This is a genomic window from Streptomyces gottesmaniae (assembly GCF_031845845.1).
Lineage (GTDB): Bacteria > Actinomycetota > Actinomycetes > Streptomycetales > Streptomycetaceae > Streptomyces > Streptomyces akebiae.
Genome location: NZ_JAVRFJ010000026.1, coordinates 129,524 through 146,911, shown reverse-complemented (window position 1 = coordinate 146,911; position 17,388 = coordinate 129,524). Strand labels below are relative to the sequence as shown.

The following is a 17,388-nucleotide window of genomic DNA, read 5'->3' as shown; positions in this document are numbered from 1 at the left end:
GGCCGGGGGTGGGGTTCGAGTGGATGCGGACGGGGAGGGGGTGGGCATGGGTCAGCCGCCCTGGGGGGTGGAGGCGGAGTCGGAGGCTGAGTCGCCGACAGGGGCGGAGGTCGAGGTGGGGCGGCCGGCAGTGGAGGCGGGGTTGGAGGCGGAGGCGACGGTGGCCTGGTGCTGGCCTTTCTGGGCCGGTACGTCGCTGAGGTAGGCGGCGCGCATGACGTCCTCCAGGTCGTTCTCCTCCAGCGCGAGGTCCGCGACCCGGAACCGCCCGATGATCACCTTGAGGGCCTCGTGGACGGTGGGCGCGTCCTCCCCGACCGGCCCGAACACGACCCGCGGCCCTTCCCGCCGCAGCACACCGATACCGGCGAACCCGGGCAGCGGTACAGGCCCGCCGACCCCTTCGCCCTGCTCGACGGCCTCGACGTCGGCCGGGTCGGCGAGTGTGGCCCGGACCTGCCAGGTGCCGCCGAAGCGCCGCCGGATCTCCTGGAGGGAACCGTCGAGGACGATCCGGCCGTGATTGATGAGCACGACGCGTTCGGCGAGGCGTTCCACCTCGGTCATGTCGTGCGTGGTGAGCAGGACGGTACGGTCGCGCTCCTCGACCTGGTGCCGCAGGAACCGCCGTACCTGCTCCTTCACCACCACGTCCATGCCGATGGTGGGTTCGTCGAGGAAGACGACGGGCGGATCGTGCAGCAGCGAGGCGGCGAGATCGCAGCGCACCCGCTGCCCGAGCGACAGATGCCGGACCCGGGTGTCCCAGAACTCGGAGAGTTCGAGCAGCCCGTCGAACTCCTCGATGCGCTCCCGGAACCGCTCCTCCGGAACCCCGTAGATGTCCCGCAGGATCTCGAAGGACTCCCTGGCGGGCAGATCCCACCACAACTGCGTCCGCTGCCCGAACACGGCCCCGATGTTGTGGGCGTTGCGCTCCCGGTCCCGGTGCGGGACCACCCCGGCGACGAGTGCCTCGCCCGAAGTGGGGGTCAGAATGCCGGTGAGCATCTTGATCGTGGTGGACTTGCCGGCCCCGTTGGGACCGAGCAGCGCGAGCAACTCCCCTCTGCCCACACTGAAGTCGACGTCCTGCACCGCGACCTTGTCCACGCGCCGCGGACTGACGAGCGATCTGAGCGCCCCCGCGAGACCGGGTTGCCGCACGGTCGTCTGAAACACCTTGGACAGCCCACGCGCCTCGATGACCGCAGACAACGGCATCACTCCCCTTCACACGACCCGCTCGACATCTCGCCCGACGTCGCACCCGACACCCCGCCCGACGTCTCGCCCGACGTCGCACCCGACACCTCGCCCGACGTCTCGCCCGACGTCGCACCCGGCATCTCGTCCGACACCGCACCTGACTTCGTCCGACATGCCGAACGCCATTCGGAACGACTGCGGCATGCTAGGCCGACGCCCCGCTCCGGAAAACCGATTTGTTTCGCCGCCCCGACCTACCCACCCCACCCACCCCGAACGCCTCCGCCGCACCCGCCCACCACCCGCTACACTGACCGGGCACCTTGCCTTCGTAGCTCAGGGGATAGAGCACCGCTCTCCTAAAGCGGGTGTCGCAGGTTCGAATCCTGCCGGGGGCACAGCAAAAGGGCCAGCTCAGGAGGGTTTCCTCCCAGGCTGGCCCTTCGTCGTGTTCGAGGCCGTGCCACACGCGTGCCACTACGGCTGTGTGGACGGCCGGGTCCTCTAGTCCGAGACGGCCTCTCCCCCACCCTCGCGGATCATTGCCCCGAGCCGATCAGCGATGGCCCGGTCGCGGTCGCTGGTCATGTGCTGATAGATCAGCGCGGCGCGCGAGCTGCTGTGGCCCATGCGGGTCATCAGCTCACGGGTGCTGGCACCGGCGTCGAGGCCAGCGTGTTGCCGGTGTGGCGGAGATCGTGAAAGTGGAGTTCCGACGTGACCCCTGCTGCCTTCCTGGCCGCCACCCAGTCGTCGCGGAAGTTGCTTCGCCGAAGTTGGCCTCCCTGTGGGCCCACGAAGACATGTCCGTCGCGGCCGGGCGCGGCGAACTGTTCCAGGTGGCCCGTCACATCGTCGAGCAGCTCGGCGGGGAACGAGATGGCACGTACCCCGGCAGCAGACTTCGGTGCTTTGTCGAAGAGGCGGCCGTTCTGCAACTCGGCCTGAGACCGGCGGACGCTGACGGTCAGCCCCTCCAAGTCGATGTCCCGACGGCGAAGGGCGGCGAGTTCACCGAAGCGCAGAGTGGTGAACGCGGCCAGGAGGACGAGCAGCCGGTAGCGCGGGGCGATGGCATCGGCGACGGCGAAGACCTCGGTGACCGAGAGGACCGGCCGCTCAGGCACGTCGTAGCGATCGGCGCCCTTGATGCGGCACGGGTTGCGCCGGATCAGTTCGTCGTCCACAGCTGTGTTCATCAGGGCCCGCAGCAGTTGATACGCCTTGACCACCGTCGGCTCGCCGATGCCGGCCGTGAGGAGCTTCCCCCGCCAGCTACGCACACGAGCCGTCGTCACGTCCGCCATGGTCCCGGCTCCGAAGGTGGGCAGGATGTGCAGCCGCATGACGGACTCAGACCGCTCACGGGTGCGGTCGGCGAGCTTCCGGTCCCGGAGCCATGCCGTCGCGTACTCCGCGAAGTTCACCGCCCCGGCGTCCGGGTCCGACCACTGGCCGCGCGTGATGTCGGCCTCGATGTGGGTGAGCGCGACTTGAGCGTCGGTCTTGGTCGCATACGTCGTCTCGGCCGGACGAAGTTGCCCCGTCTCGGGGTCGCGGTAGCGAACCTGCCAGCGACCGGACTTGAGCTGTCGGACCGACCCGAAACTTCTGCGCTGCCCCTTCTTGTTGGCCATCAGGCAGCCCTCCGCAACGAGCCTCGCCGATGGCCGATCGGCAGCACTGTGTTGGCGTCGATGAACGCGCTCAGCTCACGTTCTGGGATGCGTACGTGTCGGCCGACCTTGACGAAGGCGATGCGTCGTTCGGCGATCAGTCGGCGCGGGAAGCGTTCCGAAGTGCCGAGGAGTTCGGCCACCTGCGCCACGGTGAGGTAGCGGTCAGCCACGGGTGGGTTCTCCTTCCGTTCCGGGTGCGGGGGCGAGGGATTCGGCGAGCCAGGCTTCGGTGTCGGACAGTCCGGTTCCGGCGAAGACCCAGTGAGCGAGCACATACGTCGTCTCGGGCCCGGTGTCGGTGGTGGCGGCTTGGGCTCGTCGCCATTCGGCGCGTGCGTCGCGGAGGGCGCCGAGGGTGGTGGAGTAGCGGCGGGACTTGGTGGAGAAGTGACCGCGGAAGCCGAGCATGTGGGCCCAGGCGCGTAGGCGGAGGTGTTCGAGATCCTTGCGTGCGCCGAGGGCCCAGGCGATTCGGATGAGGCGGCGGGCGTGGTCGCTGATGTCGAGCTGGGCGAGTTCGGCGGCGAACTTCAGCGGGCGGTCGAGAGCTCCCGTGGCTGTTTCGGCGCCCTTGGTGGCGTACTTGGCGATGTACGCGGCGACCGCGCGTTCGGTCAGTTCCTGGCCGTCGTTGAAGTCGGCGGAGCGGATGGTGCGGACGTCGAGTTGGCGGCCGAAGGTGAAGGTGTGGGTGCGTCCGTCGATGGCCGGGCCGTCGATGCGGACCTTGGCTGCTGCCGTCTCGATGGCGTCGGTGAGGAGTTCGGCGGTGGCCCAGGCCGGGGGTGGGGTGTCGCCGCCGGTGGGGCCGTCGATGCGGATGACGGAGTGGAAGTGGACCGCCCCGCGTTTTTGGTATTCGGCCACCTTGGCGAAGGAGACACGGGCGTGTTCGCGGAAGCGGCGTTGTGACAGGCCCGCGCGCTTGGCGACTTCTCGGCGCAGGTAGGTGGAGAAGCGTCGCCAGAGTGGACCGGCGTGGGCGTTCCAGAGAACGGCCGCTTCGTAGTCGTAGGTGTCCGGGTTGATCGAGGTGCCGAGTACGGCGTCGTCCTGGTCGTGGCGGGTGCCGCAGCGGCAGGGGCGCCCGCTGGAGGGGCGGTTGTGGACCGGGCCGAAGCTCGGTGCGGTGAAGGTGGCGAACACGCGCGGGTGGGTGGCGACGTGTTCGGGGACGCCCTTACCGCCGCGCAGGCCGGAGGTGATCAGGTGGAAGGTGTCGCGGCGGTAGACCTCGGAGCAGGCCGCGCAGCGGGTGGTGCGGCGGTTGTTGCAGCGGACGAGGAGTTGGCCGGCCGGGAGGTCGGTGGAGTCGAGGTGCTGGAGGACGCGGCCGATCTCGCCGGTCGTGGTGTCGACGTCGTGCTCGGTGCGGTGGCCGTCGAGGCGGATGGGGTGGGTGCAGCCGCCGAGGCCGGAGAGTTGGCGGAGGATACCGGGCAGGGTTCCGTGCTCGGCCAGCTTCGCGAGTTCCGGGAGCGGGGGCGGTGTGGTGCGGGTGAAGATGGCGGTTCTCCTTCTGACTGGCTCGGTCAGGAGTCATGGGCCCGGGGCGGCGGATGCTTGGTCGTGTGTGCCGCCCCGGGTGTTGTGCGGGTTCAGCGCTGGTTCTGCTCGCGGATCAGGGAGCGCAGGACCACGGCCGCGAGGGCGACGGAGATGGCCGAGACGGCGACGGCAGCCAGGAGCGCGGTGAGGACGACACCACCCACGACGACGGCCGCCACGACTGCGGGGCTGATGGAGACCGCCGGGAGTGAGCGCCGCACGGGAGCCGGATCGGCCGAGGTGTGGGGGTGTGTGGGCGGCGGGGTGGGGATGTCGGGGTACTTGGGCAGGAACACGGTCGAACTCTCCTTATCTACTCGTCTAGGCATGTGAGCCGTTTATGACGTCCACGCCGGAGCGCGTACCGGATTCGATGGCGGGGGCGAGGAAGGTCTGCGAGAGGTAGAAGCCGAAGAGGGCGATCAGGACGACGACCCAGGTACGGACGCCGAGGAACTTGACCGCTCCCCAGGCGAAGAAACCGAGGACGACGACGAGCGGCAGGCTGACGGTCACGGTGAGCGGGGTCCCTTCGGAGGATCAGCGGACGGGGCAGCGGTGGGTACGTGCGGCCAGCTCGGCGGCGGCGCGGCTGTCGTAGTCGGCGGAGAAATTGCAGCGCGGAGCCGTGCAGGCGGCGGTGTGCTTCTCGCGGCCGCGGCCGTCGTAGGACGTGGCGACCTGGACGGGGCCGATGCGGGTGACGTTGCGGAAGCGGCGGTTGGCGGACACGGGGTCTCCTCTCAGAGGTGGGCGGCGATGGCTTCGGCCATGGGCGCGGGGACGCCGAGGCGGGCGCGGAGAGTGGGGGTGTCGATGGGTGTTCCGGTGCGGGTGTGGTGTTCGGCGGCGACCTTGCGGGCGTGTTCGACGAGGGCGGCCGGGACGGGTACGGCGGGTCGCTCGGGCGGCGGTGGCTCGATGGCTGGTGGCGTCGGCGGCGGTTCCTCGGGGGCGAGTTCGGGCACGTCCTCCTGGCCCATGGCGTCGTCCGTGTGCTCCGTGTCCATGTCGGTCGCCGTCGGGGTGGAGTGGGCGAGGAGGGTTCCGCCGAGGAAGGCGACGGCGGGCCAGCCCGCGACGAGGATGCGCAGCCAGGCCGGTACGTCGTTGAGGTCGAGGAGGCCGGCGGTGGCGACGTTCGCGCCGAGGGAGGCGGCGAGGGCGATGACGAACCAGCACCACCCCGACGCTTTCGCCTCACCGGAGCGCAGTCGGCGCCAGGCGGCGACGAGCAACAGGTCGACCGAGATCGGATAGGCCCACGCCTTCCACCCGTCCTGCCCGGCGGCTGAGGCGATGTCGTGCAGGTGGGCGAAGGACAGCGCGGCGGCGATGAGCGCCTGGACGAGCACCGCGTCGACACGGGCCAGCTGGGCGCGCATGATGCGGCTCCTTTTCGGATTCAGGCATGGCAGGGGTAGGGAGGTGGCGCGAGGCGGTCACGCCGACCGGAGGTGAGGGGTGGGCGAAGGTCAGTCGGTCACCGGGTGCGGCTGCACTGCCGGAGCCGAGGACTCGACGGACCGTACGGGGATAGCAGGCCGGAAGGGCTTGAGCGCGGGCAGGTCGGGCACCAGGTGGGCCGAGTCCCGGCAGATCTCGGCGGCGGCGCCGAGGGAGAGGTACGGCGTGCGGATGCGGGACCAGCCGCCGGAGGTGTCACCGGCCACGGCCAGGCCGGGCAGTTCGGGAGCGATGGCGCAGGCGGCGAAGACGGCCTCAGGGGCGATGTCGCCGAGCGCCATTTTCGCGGATGCTTCGTCGTTGACGCGGTGGCAGACCCGGCCGGTGAGCTGAGCGCGGAGCATGGTGGCGCCCTTGCCCAGCTCGGCGCCGAAGCGCTGCCCACAGACCTCCAGGTAGATCCCGGCGGCGCGGCCGAGCTGGGCGAGCCGGATGAGCTGAGTGACCATCTCGTCGCGCCGTTCCTCGTCCCTCTTCGTGGCGACGAGGAAGAGTTCCGCCACCTCGTCGACGAACAGCACGATCGGCACCGGGCGTTCACTGTCGGGCAGGCCCCAGATGTCGGAGGTGATCTCCTCGTCGGGTGTGCCCGGCGCGATGCCCTGCCGGGCCTTGATCAGGTCGTAGCGGTCTTCCATCTCCTTCACGAGCACGGGCAGCAGCTCGGCAGCCTCGTCGGGATCGGTCGCGAGGGCCGAGAGCCGGGAGGCGAACGGCGCCAGCTCCACACCCCGCTTGCAGTCGATGCCGACCAGAGCGACGGGCTGCCTGGCGAGGCCCGTGACCAGGTGCCGCAGGTACATGGACTTTCCGGACAGGGTGGCGCCGAGGGTGAGCTGATGCGGAATGGTGCGGTAGTCGCGGACGAACGGAGTCGCATCCTCCCGCAGCGCCACGGGCACCTTGAGGAGTTCGGCGGTGGCCTTACGGGGCATCCGCACGTTCCGCAATACGTCGAAGCCGACGAGCCGCAGTTCGACGACGCCCGGCTTGACGGTCGTCACGTACACGGCGTGAACGCCCCAGGCGTGCCGGAGCCGTTCAGCCGAGGCGGCGACGTCGGCGGGTTCCTGTCCGGGAGCGAGCCGGAGTCGAAGCCGTAGGCCGGTCGAGGTGGGCCGGATGATGCCCCGCCGCGGCGGAACGGGCCGGACCTCCCGCCGGGTGGTGGCCTTGACGGCGAGGACCCGCAGCCGGGACGGCGCCACGGTCAGGCCGCACGCTTCCATGACCGAGCCGTAGGAGCCGAGGAGCCTGGCGGTGGATATCGGCAGGCCGACCGTGGGCCAGTACACGCGGGGGTGCTTGGCCCGGGTGTAGGCAGCCCCGCCGCCGAGCGCGGCGACAGGACCACCCACCTCCAGAAGTGTCACCAGATCGGACATCAGGCCATGGCCCCCATGGCAGCGGGGAAGGCGGCCGGAGTCACGGCGGCGGCGCGGTAGGCGATGCCGTGGCGCTGCTGCCCGTTGAACACGGACTCCCACGGCCGGGCAACCAGCCCCGGCAGCGACACCGGAGCCCCCAGCGCCAGCCCCTCGGCCACACCGCCCTCGGGCACGGTGACCTTGACCAGCGACGATTCCCCGTCCTCGATGTAGACGACGCCGAGCGTCATCAGCGCTTCACCGCTGACGGCGTCCTTGGCGATCTCGCCCGTCTGCCGGTCCCGGACCTTGGGCTCAGGAGCTTCGGTCAGCAGGATCGTCGCGGCGGAGGTCTCAACACGAATGGTGCGCAAGGCAATTCACCCATCTACTCGTCTATACATGATGTGTCCTGCGAACCCGGCTTGCCGGGCTCACGCGGACCACCCTGCCACACCACTTGCCCACTCGTCTATACGAGTATGCCTGTTGGGGTGTACGAGTCGGAGAAGCGTCCCCCGCGCACCACCGCAAATCACCGCATCACGTCGCCGGAAGCTGATACGACAGCACGTACGCATCCGCCGCCATGACCGTGTCGCAGACCTCCACAGCCCGCCCTTCGGCGTCGAAGGCGATCCGGATCAGGTGGATCACGGGCACACCGGAAGCAAGCCGGAGCGTCTTCACCTCGGCCGGCGAGGGCATCCGGGCACGGATCTCCTCCTCGAAGTGGTCGAGACGATGGCCCAGCTCTTCGAGGCGGGCGTAGATCCCGCCGGGCCCGGGGTTGGGTTCGGCGATGGGCGTTCCGCGCGCGATGTCGAGCGGCAGATACGAGGTGGCGAACTCGACCGGCCGCCCGTCGAGCAGATAGCGCCGCCGACGGGCCAGCACCCGCCGCACGGAGCCGAGCCGGGTGGAGACGTCCTGACTGGCCTTTTCTTCCTTGACCTCAAGGCTGTCGACCTGGGGGTGACTGCCGGCGGCGTTGGCTTCGACGATGAAGGCCGCCTTGCCCTGCTCGCGGTGGCGCCGGGCGAACCGGTCGGAGGCGAGGCGCCGAACGGGCGGCCGGGGCCGGACGAAGACGCCCTTGCCGTGCTCGGCGTGCACGAGCCCTTCGCCCTGGAGGACGGAGAAGGAGTTGCGGACCGTCATCCGGGATACCCCGTAGTGGTCAACGAGCTCGGCTTCCGAGGGCAGTTTTTCACCCTCCTTGAACCGCCCGCGGTCGATGGCCTCGCGCAACTGGTCGGCGATCTGCCGAAAGACCGCACGATCACTCGTGGGGTCGAGATCACCGAGGAAGCCGGAAGGAAGAGAGGGCACGTGTACTCCTTTAGATATCTAGACGAGTGGGCGATCGTTGTTGCTACGGTGGAGAGCCTAGCCAGCCGAGAGGGCCGAGGAACGTGAGCACTGACCGTCCGCACTCCGTGAGCGTCGCCGGAGTCATCGTCGACGACCAGGGCCGGGCCCTCTTGATCAAACGCCGTGACAACGGCAAGTGGGAACCCCCGGGCGGAGTCCTCGAACGCGAGGAGACCTTGCCCGAGGCCCTCCAGCGCGAAGTACTCGAAGAGACTGGCATCAAGATCGCGCTTCCCGCGACCCTGACCGGTGTCTACAAGAACATGACGGGCCTGATCGTCTCGCTGGTCTTCCGCTGCGAAGCGGCCGACGGCACGCCGACCACCGGCGACGAGACCCGCGCACTGCGCTGGGCCACCCGTGAAGAAGTCACCGAGCTTGCCGACGAGGCATACGCGATCCGCGTCATGGACGCATTGGACGCGGCATCCCCGCCGGCCATCCGCGCCCACGACGGCGTGAAACTCATCTAGCCCGAACCCGCTGCACATGGCGGCCTACCAGCATGAAGGAACTTGTATGCACGAGTATATGAGCAGTGCGCGGGTCTGGGAACTCACTTGCCCAGGATTTCCGGAAGAGGTGAGCCGGGCCCGCCGCTGGACCCGCGACATCCTGCGCGGATCCCCCATGGCCGAGGACGCCGAGTTGATCGTGAGCGAGCTGAGTGCGAACGCGATCCTCCACACGGCCAGCGGCATGGAATCCGGCAGCTTCCACCTGGCCCTCGCGGTGACCCGGCAGGTGATCGCCCTCTCGGTGACGGACGGCGGAGGAACGGGCACGGCCCCGAAGGCCGAGCACCAGGGCGACGAGGCCGAACACGGCCGGGGCCTGGGCATGGTCACCGCACTCGCCCACCGAGTCGTGGTCCACGGCAGCGCGGGTGGCTACACGGTCACCGCGGAACTGTTCACCGGCACCCGACCGGGAGACCACCTGTGCTGAAAGACGAAGCCCGCCGGGGTTACTGGTGCGAGTGCTGGACCGAAGACCTCACCGAAGAGGACGGGTTGACGCTTCGGGCATCCTTCGACGCCTACACGGCACCCCAGGCCGACAGATGGGTTGCCGTCGCGCTCCGCACCATCTCACCGGCATTCGACCCGGACGCATCCGCCCAGGCGTGGGAGTGGCTGTATGACGGCCGTATAGACACCCGACGAGCCCTCCTGCGCTCCGAACCCTCCACCGTGTCGGTCACCTTCGACTTGACCCGCATCACCTGGACGATCCGGCCAGTGATCTTCCTGCCCTTCGCCCACCGTCAAGGCACCGAACTTCCGTCCTGCGCATACGACTTCAAGCCGCGCCACGACAGCCATCAGCGGTGACGCCCTCCATTAGCGTGGCCCCATGACAGACACGGGGAAGCCCACACGGAGGCTCAGGCAGCTGAACGAGCTGACAGATCTGTACGACTTCCTGGACGAAGTCAGGTTGCGTCCTGGCATGTGGGTGCGAGGCCGGTCGCTCCTGCACCTGGAGTCCATACTGATCGGCTACACAGCGGCCCTTGGCGTCCACGGCATCGACGAGGACTGCGACCTTCAGCCAGGGAGCCTGGGGCCGTTCGCTCAGTGGCTTTGGCGTCGCCTGGGGATGACGTACCCCAGCTCACTGGGTTGGGCAGTCGAGATCGAGCGCAGGGCGGAGCAGACCCACGCGTCGGCCATGGAAATGTTCTTCGAGCTACTGGACGAGTTCCGCGCCGCGGGCCACGACGCCCACCAGATGAAGCCGGACAGTCAAGCATCCACCGAGGCTGAACAGCCCCAGCAGTCCGACTGAGTTACAACTTTCTCTACTGGTTTGAAGCCGGACAGTCAAGCATCCACCGAGGCTGAACAGCCCCAGCAGTCCGACTGAGTTACAACTTTCTCTACTGGTTCAAGGCGGCCCGCCTACGGCGGTCCGCGCGCGCTGGCGGCCAGGGGCCGCCGCCGCTCCATGTCTCCGCCACCGCTGCGGCGGCCCCAACCGCTCAGCGCGCTGCGAAGGCCGCCACTGAGTCGATAGCAACCCGACCGAGCTAAGCACCGGGCAACCGCACACGGTCACACGGCCCCCTCCACCCTTTCGGCATTCAGTAAGTCCCTGTACAAGTGCGTCTCCAGAAGCCTAGGCCTGCGGAGAAGTGGTCCTTGCCAGAAATCAGCGCGGCTGTGTTCGTTGGCACCCAATTTTCGCGGCCGACTTGTGGCGACCAGGTCAGCGACATGATTTCCAAAGATAACGTCTAGAATTCATTGGAGGCGCGCAAGTTCCATCATTCTGATGAAGAGCGGATATGCGGCCATATCCACGCGCTCGACGCAACATGCCAGTGACCGAGAAACAACTTCTTCAGAAGTGAGGTTTCGGTCACGAATGTAGGGCTTAATGAGCCAAGATATCAGCTTACAGAGGTCGTGACCATGGATTGAATTCCGCGGATCGCGACCCATGACCTCTCTCAATTCCGCCACCTTCCCCTCCAAATCTGCTCTTCGATCAAAAGCCGAGTTCTTGTTCAAAAGTTTCTCAAGGTATCTCGATTGATCGAAACCTGCATTCTTCTTGGGGTCACCGCAGCAGCTGCTTGGATCCATCCAGGAGAAATTGAGCCCTAGCGATGCTGCTGCGAGGCGAAGTAAAAACAAGTCGCTCATAGCAGCCTCCACCTTGGACATGAAATCATCCGCCCTAAGTGGGACCGAACCATGGAGTGACAGCTTAAGATATTTGCGTACAGTTTTCGCATCCCAGTAATACGATTCCACGCATGTGAAGTCTGTTCTGGCTAGGAACTTCGAATCCTTGCTTTCAGGCTCGAGTATATGGTCAAAGTCGGCGTCTACAATACATAGAACCGAGTACTCTTCACGGCCATCGAGGCGTTTTTCGAGTTCGTTAGCGAGTGCTACAACTCTCCCTTTCGCTCCGATATACTCTCCGACTTCGGCAACCATGTCGGCAGGAATTTCTACGTCACCCGCTTCCCATACGCGCACATTTTCGCCGGCTCCGTCGAGAAGATGCTCAATAAACATGCGATCCGATCTACCCTCGACGAAAAAGTCGACGATCTCAGGTTCGAACTCATAAAGAGACACGAACTCCTCGATTCGCCGTCGAGGAATATCACTACCCGCAGACATGGCTCCCCCGTTCAGACCTTAAGCCCAACTACCTGCTCACGATGAGCCGTCAACAACTCAATCGAGTGACTCGCAAGGATCAGCTGGATTTCGCTGTCCCTTGCGCAACCTAGGAGGGCGTCAACGAGGGCACGCTGCCATTTGACATTCAGAGAAAGCTCCGGTTCATCGATGACAAAAATGGCTGGGCTTTCCCGAGCCGAAAGAATGTTGCAAAAGAGCGTAAGGAGCTGGCTTTCACCCGAGGATAGAGATCCTTCATCAAGCGCATCTCCTTCATCGGTGTAAATCCTCAAACCTCCCTGAATATCAAACATTACATACTTGCCCTTAAGGAATCTGTTCAGAGTATCCACGAAGAAGGACAGAGTCCGATGGGTAGACTCAAGGGCATCCAAACGGGCATCTGTTCCGCCTAGGTATGGCTTGAGAATGCCAGAGACAAGCGGAAAATCCTCGTCCCGCACCAAAGGCACGTACTGAAGCAAGTCATCTGTATTGACGGCGGGAAGTAGCCCGAATCGTGACTGATCTCGGCTCCTCTGACCGGTCCGTTCAATCATCGTCAATAGGTGCTGCCGTGTAGAGCTTTCCCCTTCAGCGGTCGCTATCCTCGGCATCTCGGCCAAGTGCTTTACCACGTCAGCATAAATTGTGTTCGTGCTCACTGAGCCGTCACTGGCACCCTGTAGCGCTTGTTGACGTGCCCAACCAGTCGCGCGATAGATGGCCGAGGAAACCTGCGGAGAATCATCGGATTCCCGAATGGAATCCTCTCCTATCGAAGGACGAAACCTAAATCGCCAAGGTTCGCGCACGGTTCGCCTCTTATCAATAAAATCACTATCGAGAATCCGGTCATCTGAAAGGTAGTATGACCTTAGATGGATTGCGCGAGAAATCTCCTTGATTAGATCATCTTGAGCATCTGAGTGCGGACCGGTGTTGGGAATTGCTTCATCTTCATCAATAATAAAGGCGGCTCGCCGCGTTGAGCCCTTTGGGAGAGTCAGAAGCAATTCAAAATTGCCCGCATTGGGATTCTTCCTCCTAGCGTCAACTTTCACGCCATTCGAAAAATAGACACTGAATTCGCGGAAGATTGTTTTGGCGACAGCCGTCTTGTGGCCACCGCCGGGACCAGGGGACAGTAGATTGTGAATCATGCGAAGGATGGTTGTCTTGCCTGTCCCGTTATCTCCATAGAGAATCGCCAAGCGGGAATCAAATTCCAGGTCGTAATCATATCGACCGAATAGCTTACTTACCGTTACTCGCCTGATGGAAGTACTTTGCGGATCGCGTGTCGAATCAGAAAAGCCCATCGCCCACCATCCCAGGTCGATCGTATCAACTGCGCAAATCAACTATGCCATTTGCCTCTCATTATGTAGCAGGGAGGCAATCACCGTGGCGGTTTCAGGAAGAGACGCGCTTCGGGGGGCGTTGCCTTGTCCGCCCCGCAGAGGCACACCAGCTCCCCCAGCTACGGGCTACAGGAGTGCCCCAGCACCTGTGCTCTCCTCACGGGTCGACCGTCGGCCTAGCCGTGGTTGACGACACAAGCTAGTAGCGTGGCTGAGGCCGGTGGGGGTGCAGCGAGGCACACGCGCACCTGGTCGGCCGGCGCACCCGTCATCGTGGCTGGCTGTCGTCGGCTGAGGTTCGTGCCACTGTCGTGCCAGATGCAGCGGTCAGCCACGGTCAACGAGGGTATCTGGCGGTCCAGTTGCTGGGCATCTCGCCAGTCATCGAAGCCCCAGGTCACCGGCACGACACCCCAGCCTCTCTCCTAAAGCGGGTGTCGCAGGTTCGAATCCTGCCGGGGGCACCAGCCAAAAGGCCCCGGACCGATCATGGTCCGGGGCCTTTGACATTCACTTTTGACATCCACGGGGACGAGACGGAGCGCATCCGGCATGACGAGAGATGAGGCCCTCTACCGGTTGAGGCAGCTTGCAAGGGCTCGGGCACTCGGACGTCACGTCGGCTCTGACCGCCTGATCCAAGCTGGCCTTGACGCTCTCCTGGCCGACGTCGATTCCCCTTCGCTTGCCCTCCTGGCCGGCCTTGGCCGTCGTGAGGAGCATGAGGCACGGGAGCTGTTCGACCACGTCGTCGACGAGCTGGGGTTGGGTGTCGAGGCGCCCGCGGACCCGATCGCTGCCAGATGGGCGTTGGCCTACTGGTATGCCGCTCAGATCGTCGACGGCTCCTTGGACCCGGCGACCGGTGCCGAGCTCATATGGGTCGAAGCAGCATCAGACCTCGGCTATCCCGAAGCCCTGCAGCCGATCGTCGAGTGCGCCGTCCATCTGGACGACTGGAACGCCGCTTGGAGCACTCCGCTGGAGCAGCTGAAGGAGGAAGTCCTTGTCGCCGCCCGTGCGCTTGTTGCGCGCGGCGAGCCCGAGACCAACGCATGAATGGTCACGGAGCCCCAGGACGGCCGTGGCACCGGGGCTTCGCGTCTTGTATGGAGGCAACGGGGCGGTCAGCCCGAATCAGGACGCCTCTCCAAAGGCCGGTCCATGTGGCTCATGGCTTCGCGCTGAGTGTCCTGCACGACGTGCGTGTACACGTCCATGGTGATGCTGGGGCCAGCGGCATGGAATCCGGCGGCTTCCATCTCGCCTTGGCGGTGGCCCGGCAGGTGATCGCCCTCTCGGTGACGGACGGCGCAGGAACCGGGACCGCCCCCAAGGCCGAGCACCAGGACGACGAAGCCGAACACGGCCGGGCCTAGGCACGGTCACCGCACTCGCCCACCGGGTAGTCGTGCACGGCAGCAACGGCGGCTACACGGTCACCGCGGAACTCTTCACCGGCACCCGACCGGGAGACCACCTGTGCTGAAGGGCGAAGCCCGCTGGGGCTACTGGTGCGAGTGCTGGACCGAAAAACTCACCGATGAGGGCGCGTTGGTGTTGCGGGCGTCCTTCGACGCCTACACGGCACCGCAGGCAGCGGAAGCATCCGAGCAAGCATCGCAGTGGCTGTACGACGGCCGCATAGACACCCGACGAGCCCTCCTGCGCTCCGAACCCTGCACGGTGTCCGTCACTCACACCACCACCCGCATCACCTGGACGATCCGACCGGTGATCTTCCTACCACTGGCACACCGGCAGGGGTGCGAGCTACCCGCTTGTGCCTATGACTTCAAGCCTCGTCCAGAGCCGTCAACAGGGGTGGACCCGGACTAGGGTGCTCGTCATGACGGAGACAGAGGCGACAAGGCGCATGCCCAGACAACTGGGAGAACTCACTGACGTCTACGACTTCCTGGAAGAAGTACGGCTCCGTCCAGGCATGTGGGTGCGTGGCAGTTCCTTGCAGCACTTGGACTCTATGATCACCGGCTATCGCATCGCTCTGGGGGTCCACGGCATCGCGGAGCAGTTCGACTTCTGGAACCCCGGCAGCCAAGGTCGCTTCTCGGACTGGCTGTGGCAACGGCTGGGCCGCCACTCGCCTCTTGGCTGGGCAGTGGAGATCGAGCGGGAAGCAGAGGAAGCAGGCAGACCAGCCATGGAGATGTTCTTCGAGCTTCTGGACGAGTTCCGCGCTGCCAACCACCAACTCCGCGGCGAGCCAGACCGCGACAACTCCCCTCAGGCGGAGGCCCAACAGCCCCTCGCGGCGAACTGAGTTACAACTTTCTCTACTGGTTCAAGGCCCGCGCACGGCGCGGGCGCGCGCCGCCTCTGCGGCGCGGTCTGCCTCCTGTCTGCGCCCCGGCTGGCCGCGCCCGGCGGCGCGCTCGGCGGCGCGCTCGGCGGCGCGCTCGGCGGCTGCGGGCATGAAGTGGGAGACACCCTCTGTGGCTGGGGCGGTCGGCTCCGCGGCTTTAGCCTGGGGCTTTCACGATGTTGGGCGCCCCGGATGCTGATCGAATGAGTGGAAGCACGCCTGACCTGGGAGGATGGGGCTGGTCGAAGGCTCCGTCCACCGCGGGAGAGAAGTCACTCTCCAGGTGAAGCGTGCTGCTCTGTCTCCGCGTGATCGTCTCCAGGCCGGGGCGTCGGCGGTGGTCTCGCAGGCCAGCGGGGTGCTGCTGGTCGAGACGGCTCGCAATACGGGGCACCCTGGCTGCTCAGGCGGGGACGGGCTCCAGGTCGGCATCGTCAAATGGTGGATAGGTCTCGTTGCCCATTCGCTCGGCCGCATCGATGTAGTCGGCAAGAGTGTCGCGGGATTGAGCGAGCCTGTCCATCTGATCGTCCAGTCGCCGCAGCCGTGACCGCATCGCGGCCAGCAGCTCGGGACACCCGAGCAGCTCCGGGGCTTCCCCGACCGCACAGGGCAGCAAGTACGCGATGTCCTCGGAGGACAAACCAGCACCAAGCAGGTGCCGGATCTGCTTCACCCGCAGCACGGCGCTCTCGCCGTACTCGCGGTAACCGTTCGCACCGCGGTCTGCCTCCAGCAGGCCCTGGGCCTCGTAGTAGCGCAGCTGATGGGCATTGACGCCCGTCCGACGACCCAGTTCCCCGATCCGCATTGAAACCTCACTTGACCTTCACACCGGTATCAACGTTGACGATGCTGCCATGAACAGCAAACCCGAAACACCCGTGACAGTCATCGGACTTGGGCTGATGGGCCAGGCACTCGCCAGCGCGTTCCTGAAAGCCGGGCATCCCACAACCGTGTGGAACCGTACGGTTTCCAAGGCCGACCAACTGGTGGCCCAGGGTGCACGGCTAGCGCCAACAGTTGGCGACGCGCTCAAGGCAGGTTCCCTGACAATCATCTGCGTCACCGACTACCAGGCCATGCACGAACTGCTCGGCGCGAGCGATGTCGAGCTGCACGGCACGTTGTTGATCAACCTGACCTCGGGCGACTCGACCCAGGCTCGGGAAGCCGCCCAATGGGCCGAGCAACGCGGCGCCCATTACCTGGACGGCGCCATCATGGCCATCCCCCCGACGATCGGCAGCGCCGAGGCAATGATCCTGCACAGTGGGCAGCAGTCGGACTTCGAGGCACACAAGTCAACACTCGACGTGCTCGGCACCGTCACCTACCTCGGCGCGGACCATGGGCTGGCATCCCTGTACGACGTGGCCGGCCTGGCCATGATGTGGAGCGTCCTGAACGCCTGGCTGCAGGGCACTGCCCTGCTCAGGACGGCCGGTGTTGACGCCGCCACGTATGCGCCGTTTGCGCAGCAGATCGCTACCGGTGTGGCCGATTGGCTGCCTGGGTATGCCAAGCAGATCGACAGCGGCTCCTTCCCGGCCGAGGTGTCGGCCCTGGAGACCGACGCGCGGGCGATGGCTCACTTGATCGAAGAGAGCGAGGCAGTGGGTGTCAACGCCGAACTGCCAAAGTTGATCAAGGCGATGGCCGACCGCGCGATCGCCGCCGGACACGGTGGGGAGCAGTATCCCGTGCTGATAGAAGAGTTCGGCAAACCCCGCAACGACTGACCGATTCCGACACCAGGCTCCAGCTTCCGCCTTTCGCGTGGCGGGCTGTCCGGATCGTGATCACGAACACGGAAAATGCCTTTGCCCAGCGAGAATTAGGATTGTCGAGGTCCTTGTTCGCGCGTGGTGCGGAGGCACTTTCCAGGTACAGCAGCGTTTCGGGTCC

The 17,388-nt window shown here is 65.7% G+C and carries 21 protein-coding genes, 2 tRNA genes and 3 pseudogenes; 11 read left to right on the top strand and 15 right to left on the bottom strand.

The features are described 5' to 3' along the window. Window positions 1–51 precede the first annotated feature (51 nt). On the bottom strand, window positions 52–1,224 hold the full coding sequence (locus RM704_RS27555) for an ABC transporter ATP-binding protein (RefSeq protein ID WP_311591338.1): 1,173 nt from the start codon (window positions 1,222–1,224) through the stop codon (window positions 52–54). 310 nt (window positions 1,225–1,534) lie between these two features. On the opposite strand from RM704_RS27555, the gene RM704_RS27550 reads away from it, so the two are divergent. Beyond that, window positions 1,535–1,607: transfer RNA gene (locus tag RM704_RS27550), tRNA-Arg, on the top strand. A 106-nt stretch (window positions 1,608–1,713) separates the two neighbouring features. On the opposite strand, the pseudogene RM704_RS27545 reads toward RM704_RS27550, so the two are convergent. From RM704_RS27545 to RM704_RS27500, 10 genes and pseudogenes are all read right to left on the bottom strand, one after another. Continuing rightward, window positions 1,714–2,846: pseudogene (locus RM704_RS27545) on the bottom strand (tyrosine-type recombinase/integrase). Next, window positions 2,846–3,058 carry an excisionase family DNA-binding protein gene (locus RM704_RS27540; RefSeq protein WP_033531896.1) on the bottom strand — a complete coding sequence of 71 codons (213 nt, stop codon included), beginning with the start codon at window positions 3,056–3,058 and terminating at the stop codon, window positions 2,846–2,848. Before RM704_RS27540 ends, RM704_RS27545 begins: the two are co-directional and overlap by 1 nt. Next, window positions 3,051–4,331: a replication initiator gene (locus RM704_RS27535; RefSeq protein ID WP_078937489.1), complete on the bottom strand. Its 1,281-nt coding sequence runs from the start codon at window positions 4,329–4,331 to the stop codon at window positions 3,051–3,053. The genes RM704_RS27540 and RM704_RS27535 overlap by 8 nt, the downstream gene beginning before the upstream one ends. Before the next feature lie 155 nt (window positions 4,332–4,486). Continuing rightward, window positions 4,487–4,732 carry a hypothetical protein gene (locus tag RM704_RS27530; protein ID WP_033531894.1) on the bottom strand — a complete coding sequence of 82 codons (246 nt, stop codon included), beginning with the start codon at window positions 4,730–4,732 and terminating at the stop codon, window positions 4,487–4,489. A gap of 25 nt (window positions 4,733–4,757) precedes the next feature. Next, on the bottom strand, window positions 4,758–4,952 hold the full coding sequence (locus tag RM704_RS27525) for a hypothetical protein (RefSeq protein WP_033531893.1): 195 nt from the start codon (window positions 4,950–4,952) through the stop codon (window positions 4,758–4,760). A 24-nt stretch (window positions 4,953–4,976) separates the two neighbouring features. Continuing rightward, complete coding sequence (locus RM704_RS27520) at window positions 4,977–5,168, bottom strand: mobile element transfer protein (protein WP_033531892.1); 192 nt, start codon at window positions 5,166–5,168, stop codon at window positions 4,977–4,979. Between the two features lie 11 nt (window positions 5,169–5,179). Further along, the gene (locus RM704_RS27515; protein WP_033531891.1) at window positions 5,180–5,821 is read right to left on the bottom strand and encodes a DUF2637 domain-containing protein; all 642 of its coding nucleotides are present in this window, start codon (window positions 5,819–5,821) and stop codon (window positions 5,180–5,182) included. A gap of 90 nt (window positions 5,822–5,911) precedes the next feature. Further along, complete coding sequence (locus RM704_RS27510) at window positions 5,912–7,288, bottom strand: FtsK/SpoIIIE domain-containing protein (protein WP_033531890.1); 1,377 nt, start codon at window positions 7,286–7,288, stop codon at window positions 5,912–5,914. Beyond that, window positions 7,288–7,644: an SCO3933 family regulatory protein gene (locus RM704_RS27505; protein ID WP_033531889.1), complete on the bottom strand. Its 357-nt coding sequence runs from the start codon at window positions 7,642–7,644 to the stop codon at window positions 7,288–7,290. The genes RM704_RS27510 and RM704_RS27505 overlap by 1 nt, the downstream gene beginning before the upstream one ends. 169 nt (window positions 7,645–7,813) lie before the next feature. After that, window positions 7,814–8,602 (bottom strand): GntR family transcriptional regulator, encoded by a 789-nt coding sequence (locus RM704_RS27500; protein WP_033531888.1) that lies wholly within the window; start codon window positions 8,600–8,602, stop codon window positions 7,814–7,816. A gap of 107 nt (window positions 8,603–8,709) precedes the next feature. Between RM704_RS27500 and RM704_RS27495 the strand changes: the two genes are divergently transcribed. Genes RM704_RS27495 through RM704_RS27480 form a run of 4 tightly spaced genes read left to right on the top strand, consistent with a single transcriptional unit; the run spans window position 8,710 to window position 10,435 of the window. Beyond that, complete coding sequence (locus tag RM704_RS27495; protein ID WP_033531887.1) at window positions 8,710–9,117, top strand: NUDIX hydrolase; 408 nt, start codon at window positions 8,710–8,712, stop codon at window positions 9,115–9,117. 46 nt (window positions 9,118–9,163) lie between these two features. Then, entirely contained in the window at window positions 9,164–9,592 is a 429-nt protein-coding gene (locus RM704_RS27490) for an ATP-binding protein (RefSeq protein ID WP_033531886.1), read from the top strand. Beyond that, window positions 9,586–9,978, top strand: a complete 393-nt coding sequence (locus RM704_RS27485; protein WP_033531885.1) for a hypothetical protein — start codon at window positions 9,586–9,588, stop codon at window positions 9,976–9,978. The genes RM704_RS27490 and RM704_RS27485 overlap by 7 nt, the downstream gene beginning before the upstream one ends. A 22-nt stretch (window positions 9,979–10,000) precedes the next feature. Next, a complete protein-coding gene (locus RM704_RS27480; RefSeq protein WP_033531884.1) occupies window positions 10,001–10,435 on the top strand; it encodes a hypothetical protein in 435 nt (144 codons plus the stop codon). 455 nt (window positions 10,436–10,890) lie between these two features. On the opposite strand, the gene RM704_RS27475 is transcribed toward RM704_RS27480, so the two are convergent. Both RM704_RS27475 and RM704_RS27470 read right to left on the bottom strand, forming a co-directional pair. Then, on the bottom strand, window positions 10,891–11,739 hold the full coding sequence (locus tag RM704_RS27475) for a DUF4435 domain-containing protein (protein ID WP_157856814.1): 849 nt from the start codon (window positions 11,737–11,739) through the stop codon (window positions 10,891–10,893). Window positions 11,740–11,795: 56 nt separating this feature from the next. After that, window positions 11,796–13,109 (bottom strand): AAA family ATPase, encoded by a 1,314-nt coding sequence (locus tag RM704_RS27470; RefSeq protein ID WP_078937487.1) that lies wholly within the window; start codon window positions 13,107–13,109, stop codon window positions 11,796–11,798. Window positions 13,110–13,540: 431 nt separating this feature from the next. Between RM704_RS27470 and RM704_RS27465 the strand changes: the two genes are divergently transcribed. Next, window positions 13,541–13,618, top strand: a tRNA-Arg gene (locus tag RM704_RS27465). 85 nt (window positions 13,619–13,703) lie between these two features. Beyond that, on the top strand, window positions 13,704–14,210 hold the full coding sequence (locus RM704_RS27460) for a hypothetical protein (protein WP_033531883.1): 507 nt from the start codon (window positions 13,704–13,706) through the stop codon (window positions 14,208–14,210). Between the two features lie 68 nt (window positions 14,211–14,278). Here the strand turns inward: RM704_RS27460 and RM704_RS27455 are convergent. Beyond that, a pseudogene (locus RM704_RS27455) lies at window positions 14,279–14,380 on the bottom strand (tyrosine-type recombinase/integrase); the annotation flags it as partial. A 3-nt stretch (window positions 14,381–14,383) separates the two neighbouring features. Between RM704_RS27455 and RM704_RS27450 the strand changes: the two are divergent. From RM704_RS27450 to RM704_RS27440, 3 genes and pseudogenes are all read left to right on the top strand, one after another. Next, window positions 14,384–14,640 (top strand): annotated as a pseudogene (locus tag RM704_RS27450) (ATP-binding protein); the annotation flags it as partial. After that, on the top strand, window positions 14,634–14,990 hold the full coding sequence (locus RM704_RS27445; RefSeq protein WP_078937485.1) for a hypothetical protein: 357 nt from the start codon (window positions 14,634–14,636) through the stop codon (window positions 14,988–14,990). The pseudogene RM704_RS27450 and the gene RM704_RS27445, both read left to right, overlap by 7 nt. Before the next feature lie 10 nt (window positions 14,991–15,000). After that, window positions 15,001–15,435, top strand: coding sequence for a hypothetical protein (locus RM704_RS27440; protein ID WP_033532001.1), 435 nt, complete (start codon window positions 15,001–15,003; stop codon window positions 15,433–15,435). Between the two features lie 445 nt (window positions 15,436–15,880). Here RM704_RS27440 and RM704_RS27435 read toward each other — a convergent pair whose 3' ends face one another. Continuing rightward, the gene (locus tag RM704_RS27435; protein ID WP_033531882.1) at window positions 15,881–16,288 is read right to left on the bottom strand and encodes a MerR family transcriptional regulator; all 408 of its coding nucleotides are present in this window, start codon (window positions 16,286–16,288) and stop codon (window positions 15,881–15,883) included. A gap of 49 nt (window positions 16,289–16,337) precedes the next feature. On the opposite strand from RM704_RS27435, the gene RM704_RS27430 reads away from it, so the two are divergent. Beyond that, the gene (locus tag RM704_RS27430) at window positions 16,338–17,222 is read left to right on the top strand and encodes an NAD(P)-dependent oxidoreductase (protein ID WP_033531881.1); all 885 of its coding nucleotides are present in this window, start codon (window positions 16,338–16,340) and stop codon (window positions 17,220–17,222) included. Window positions 17,223–17,388: the final 166 nt, after the last annotated feature.

What these genes read in the sequence shown, in the direction of transcription:
- RM704_RS27555 (WP_311591338.1), bottom strand. Translation starts at nt 1,224, where the DNA reads ATGCCGTTGTCTGCGGTCATCGAGGCGCGTGGGCTGTCCAAGGTGTTT.
- RM704_RS27515 (WP_033531891.1), bottom strand. Translation starts at nt 5,821, where the DNA reads ATGCGCGCCCAGCTGGCCCGTGTCGACGCGGTGCTCGTCCAGGCGCTC.
- RM704_RS27510 (WP_033531890.1), bottom strand. Translation starts at nt 7,288, where the DNA reads ATGTCCGATCTGGTGACACTTCTGGAGGTGGGTGGTCCTGTCGCCGCG.
- RM704_RS27490 (WP_033531886.1), top strand. Translation starts at nt 9,164, where the DNA reads ATGCACGAGTATATGAGCAGTGCGCGGGTCTGGGAACTCACTTGCCCA.
- RM704_RS27480 (WP_033531884.1), top strand. Translation starts at nt 10,001, where the DNA reads ATGACAGACACGGGGAAGCCCACACGGAGGCTCAGGCAGCTGAACGAG.
- RM704_RS27470 (WP_078937487.1), bottom strand. Translation starts at nt 13,109, where the DNA reads ATGGGCTTTTCTGATTCGACACGCGATCCGCAAAGTACTTCCATCAGG.
- RM704_RS27460 (WP_033531883.1), top strand. Translation starts at nt 13,704, where the DNA reads ATGACGAGAGATGAGGCCCTCTACCGGTTGAGGCAGCTTGCAAGGGCT.
- RM704_RS27440 (WP_033532001.1), top strand. Translation starts at nt 15,001, where the DNA reads ATGACGGAGACAGAGGCGACAAGGCGCATGCCCAGACAACTGGGAGAA.
- RM704_RS27435 (WP_033531882.1), bottom strand. Translation starts at nt 16,288, where the DNA reads ATGCGGATCGGGGAACTGGGTCGTCGGACGGGCGTCAATGCCCATCAG.
- RM704_RS27430 (WP_033531881.1), top strand. Translation starts at nt 16,338, where the DNA reads ATGAACAGCAAACCCGAAACACCCGTGACAGTCATCGGACTTGGGCTG.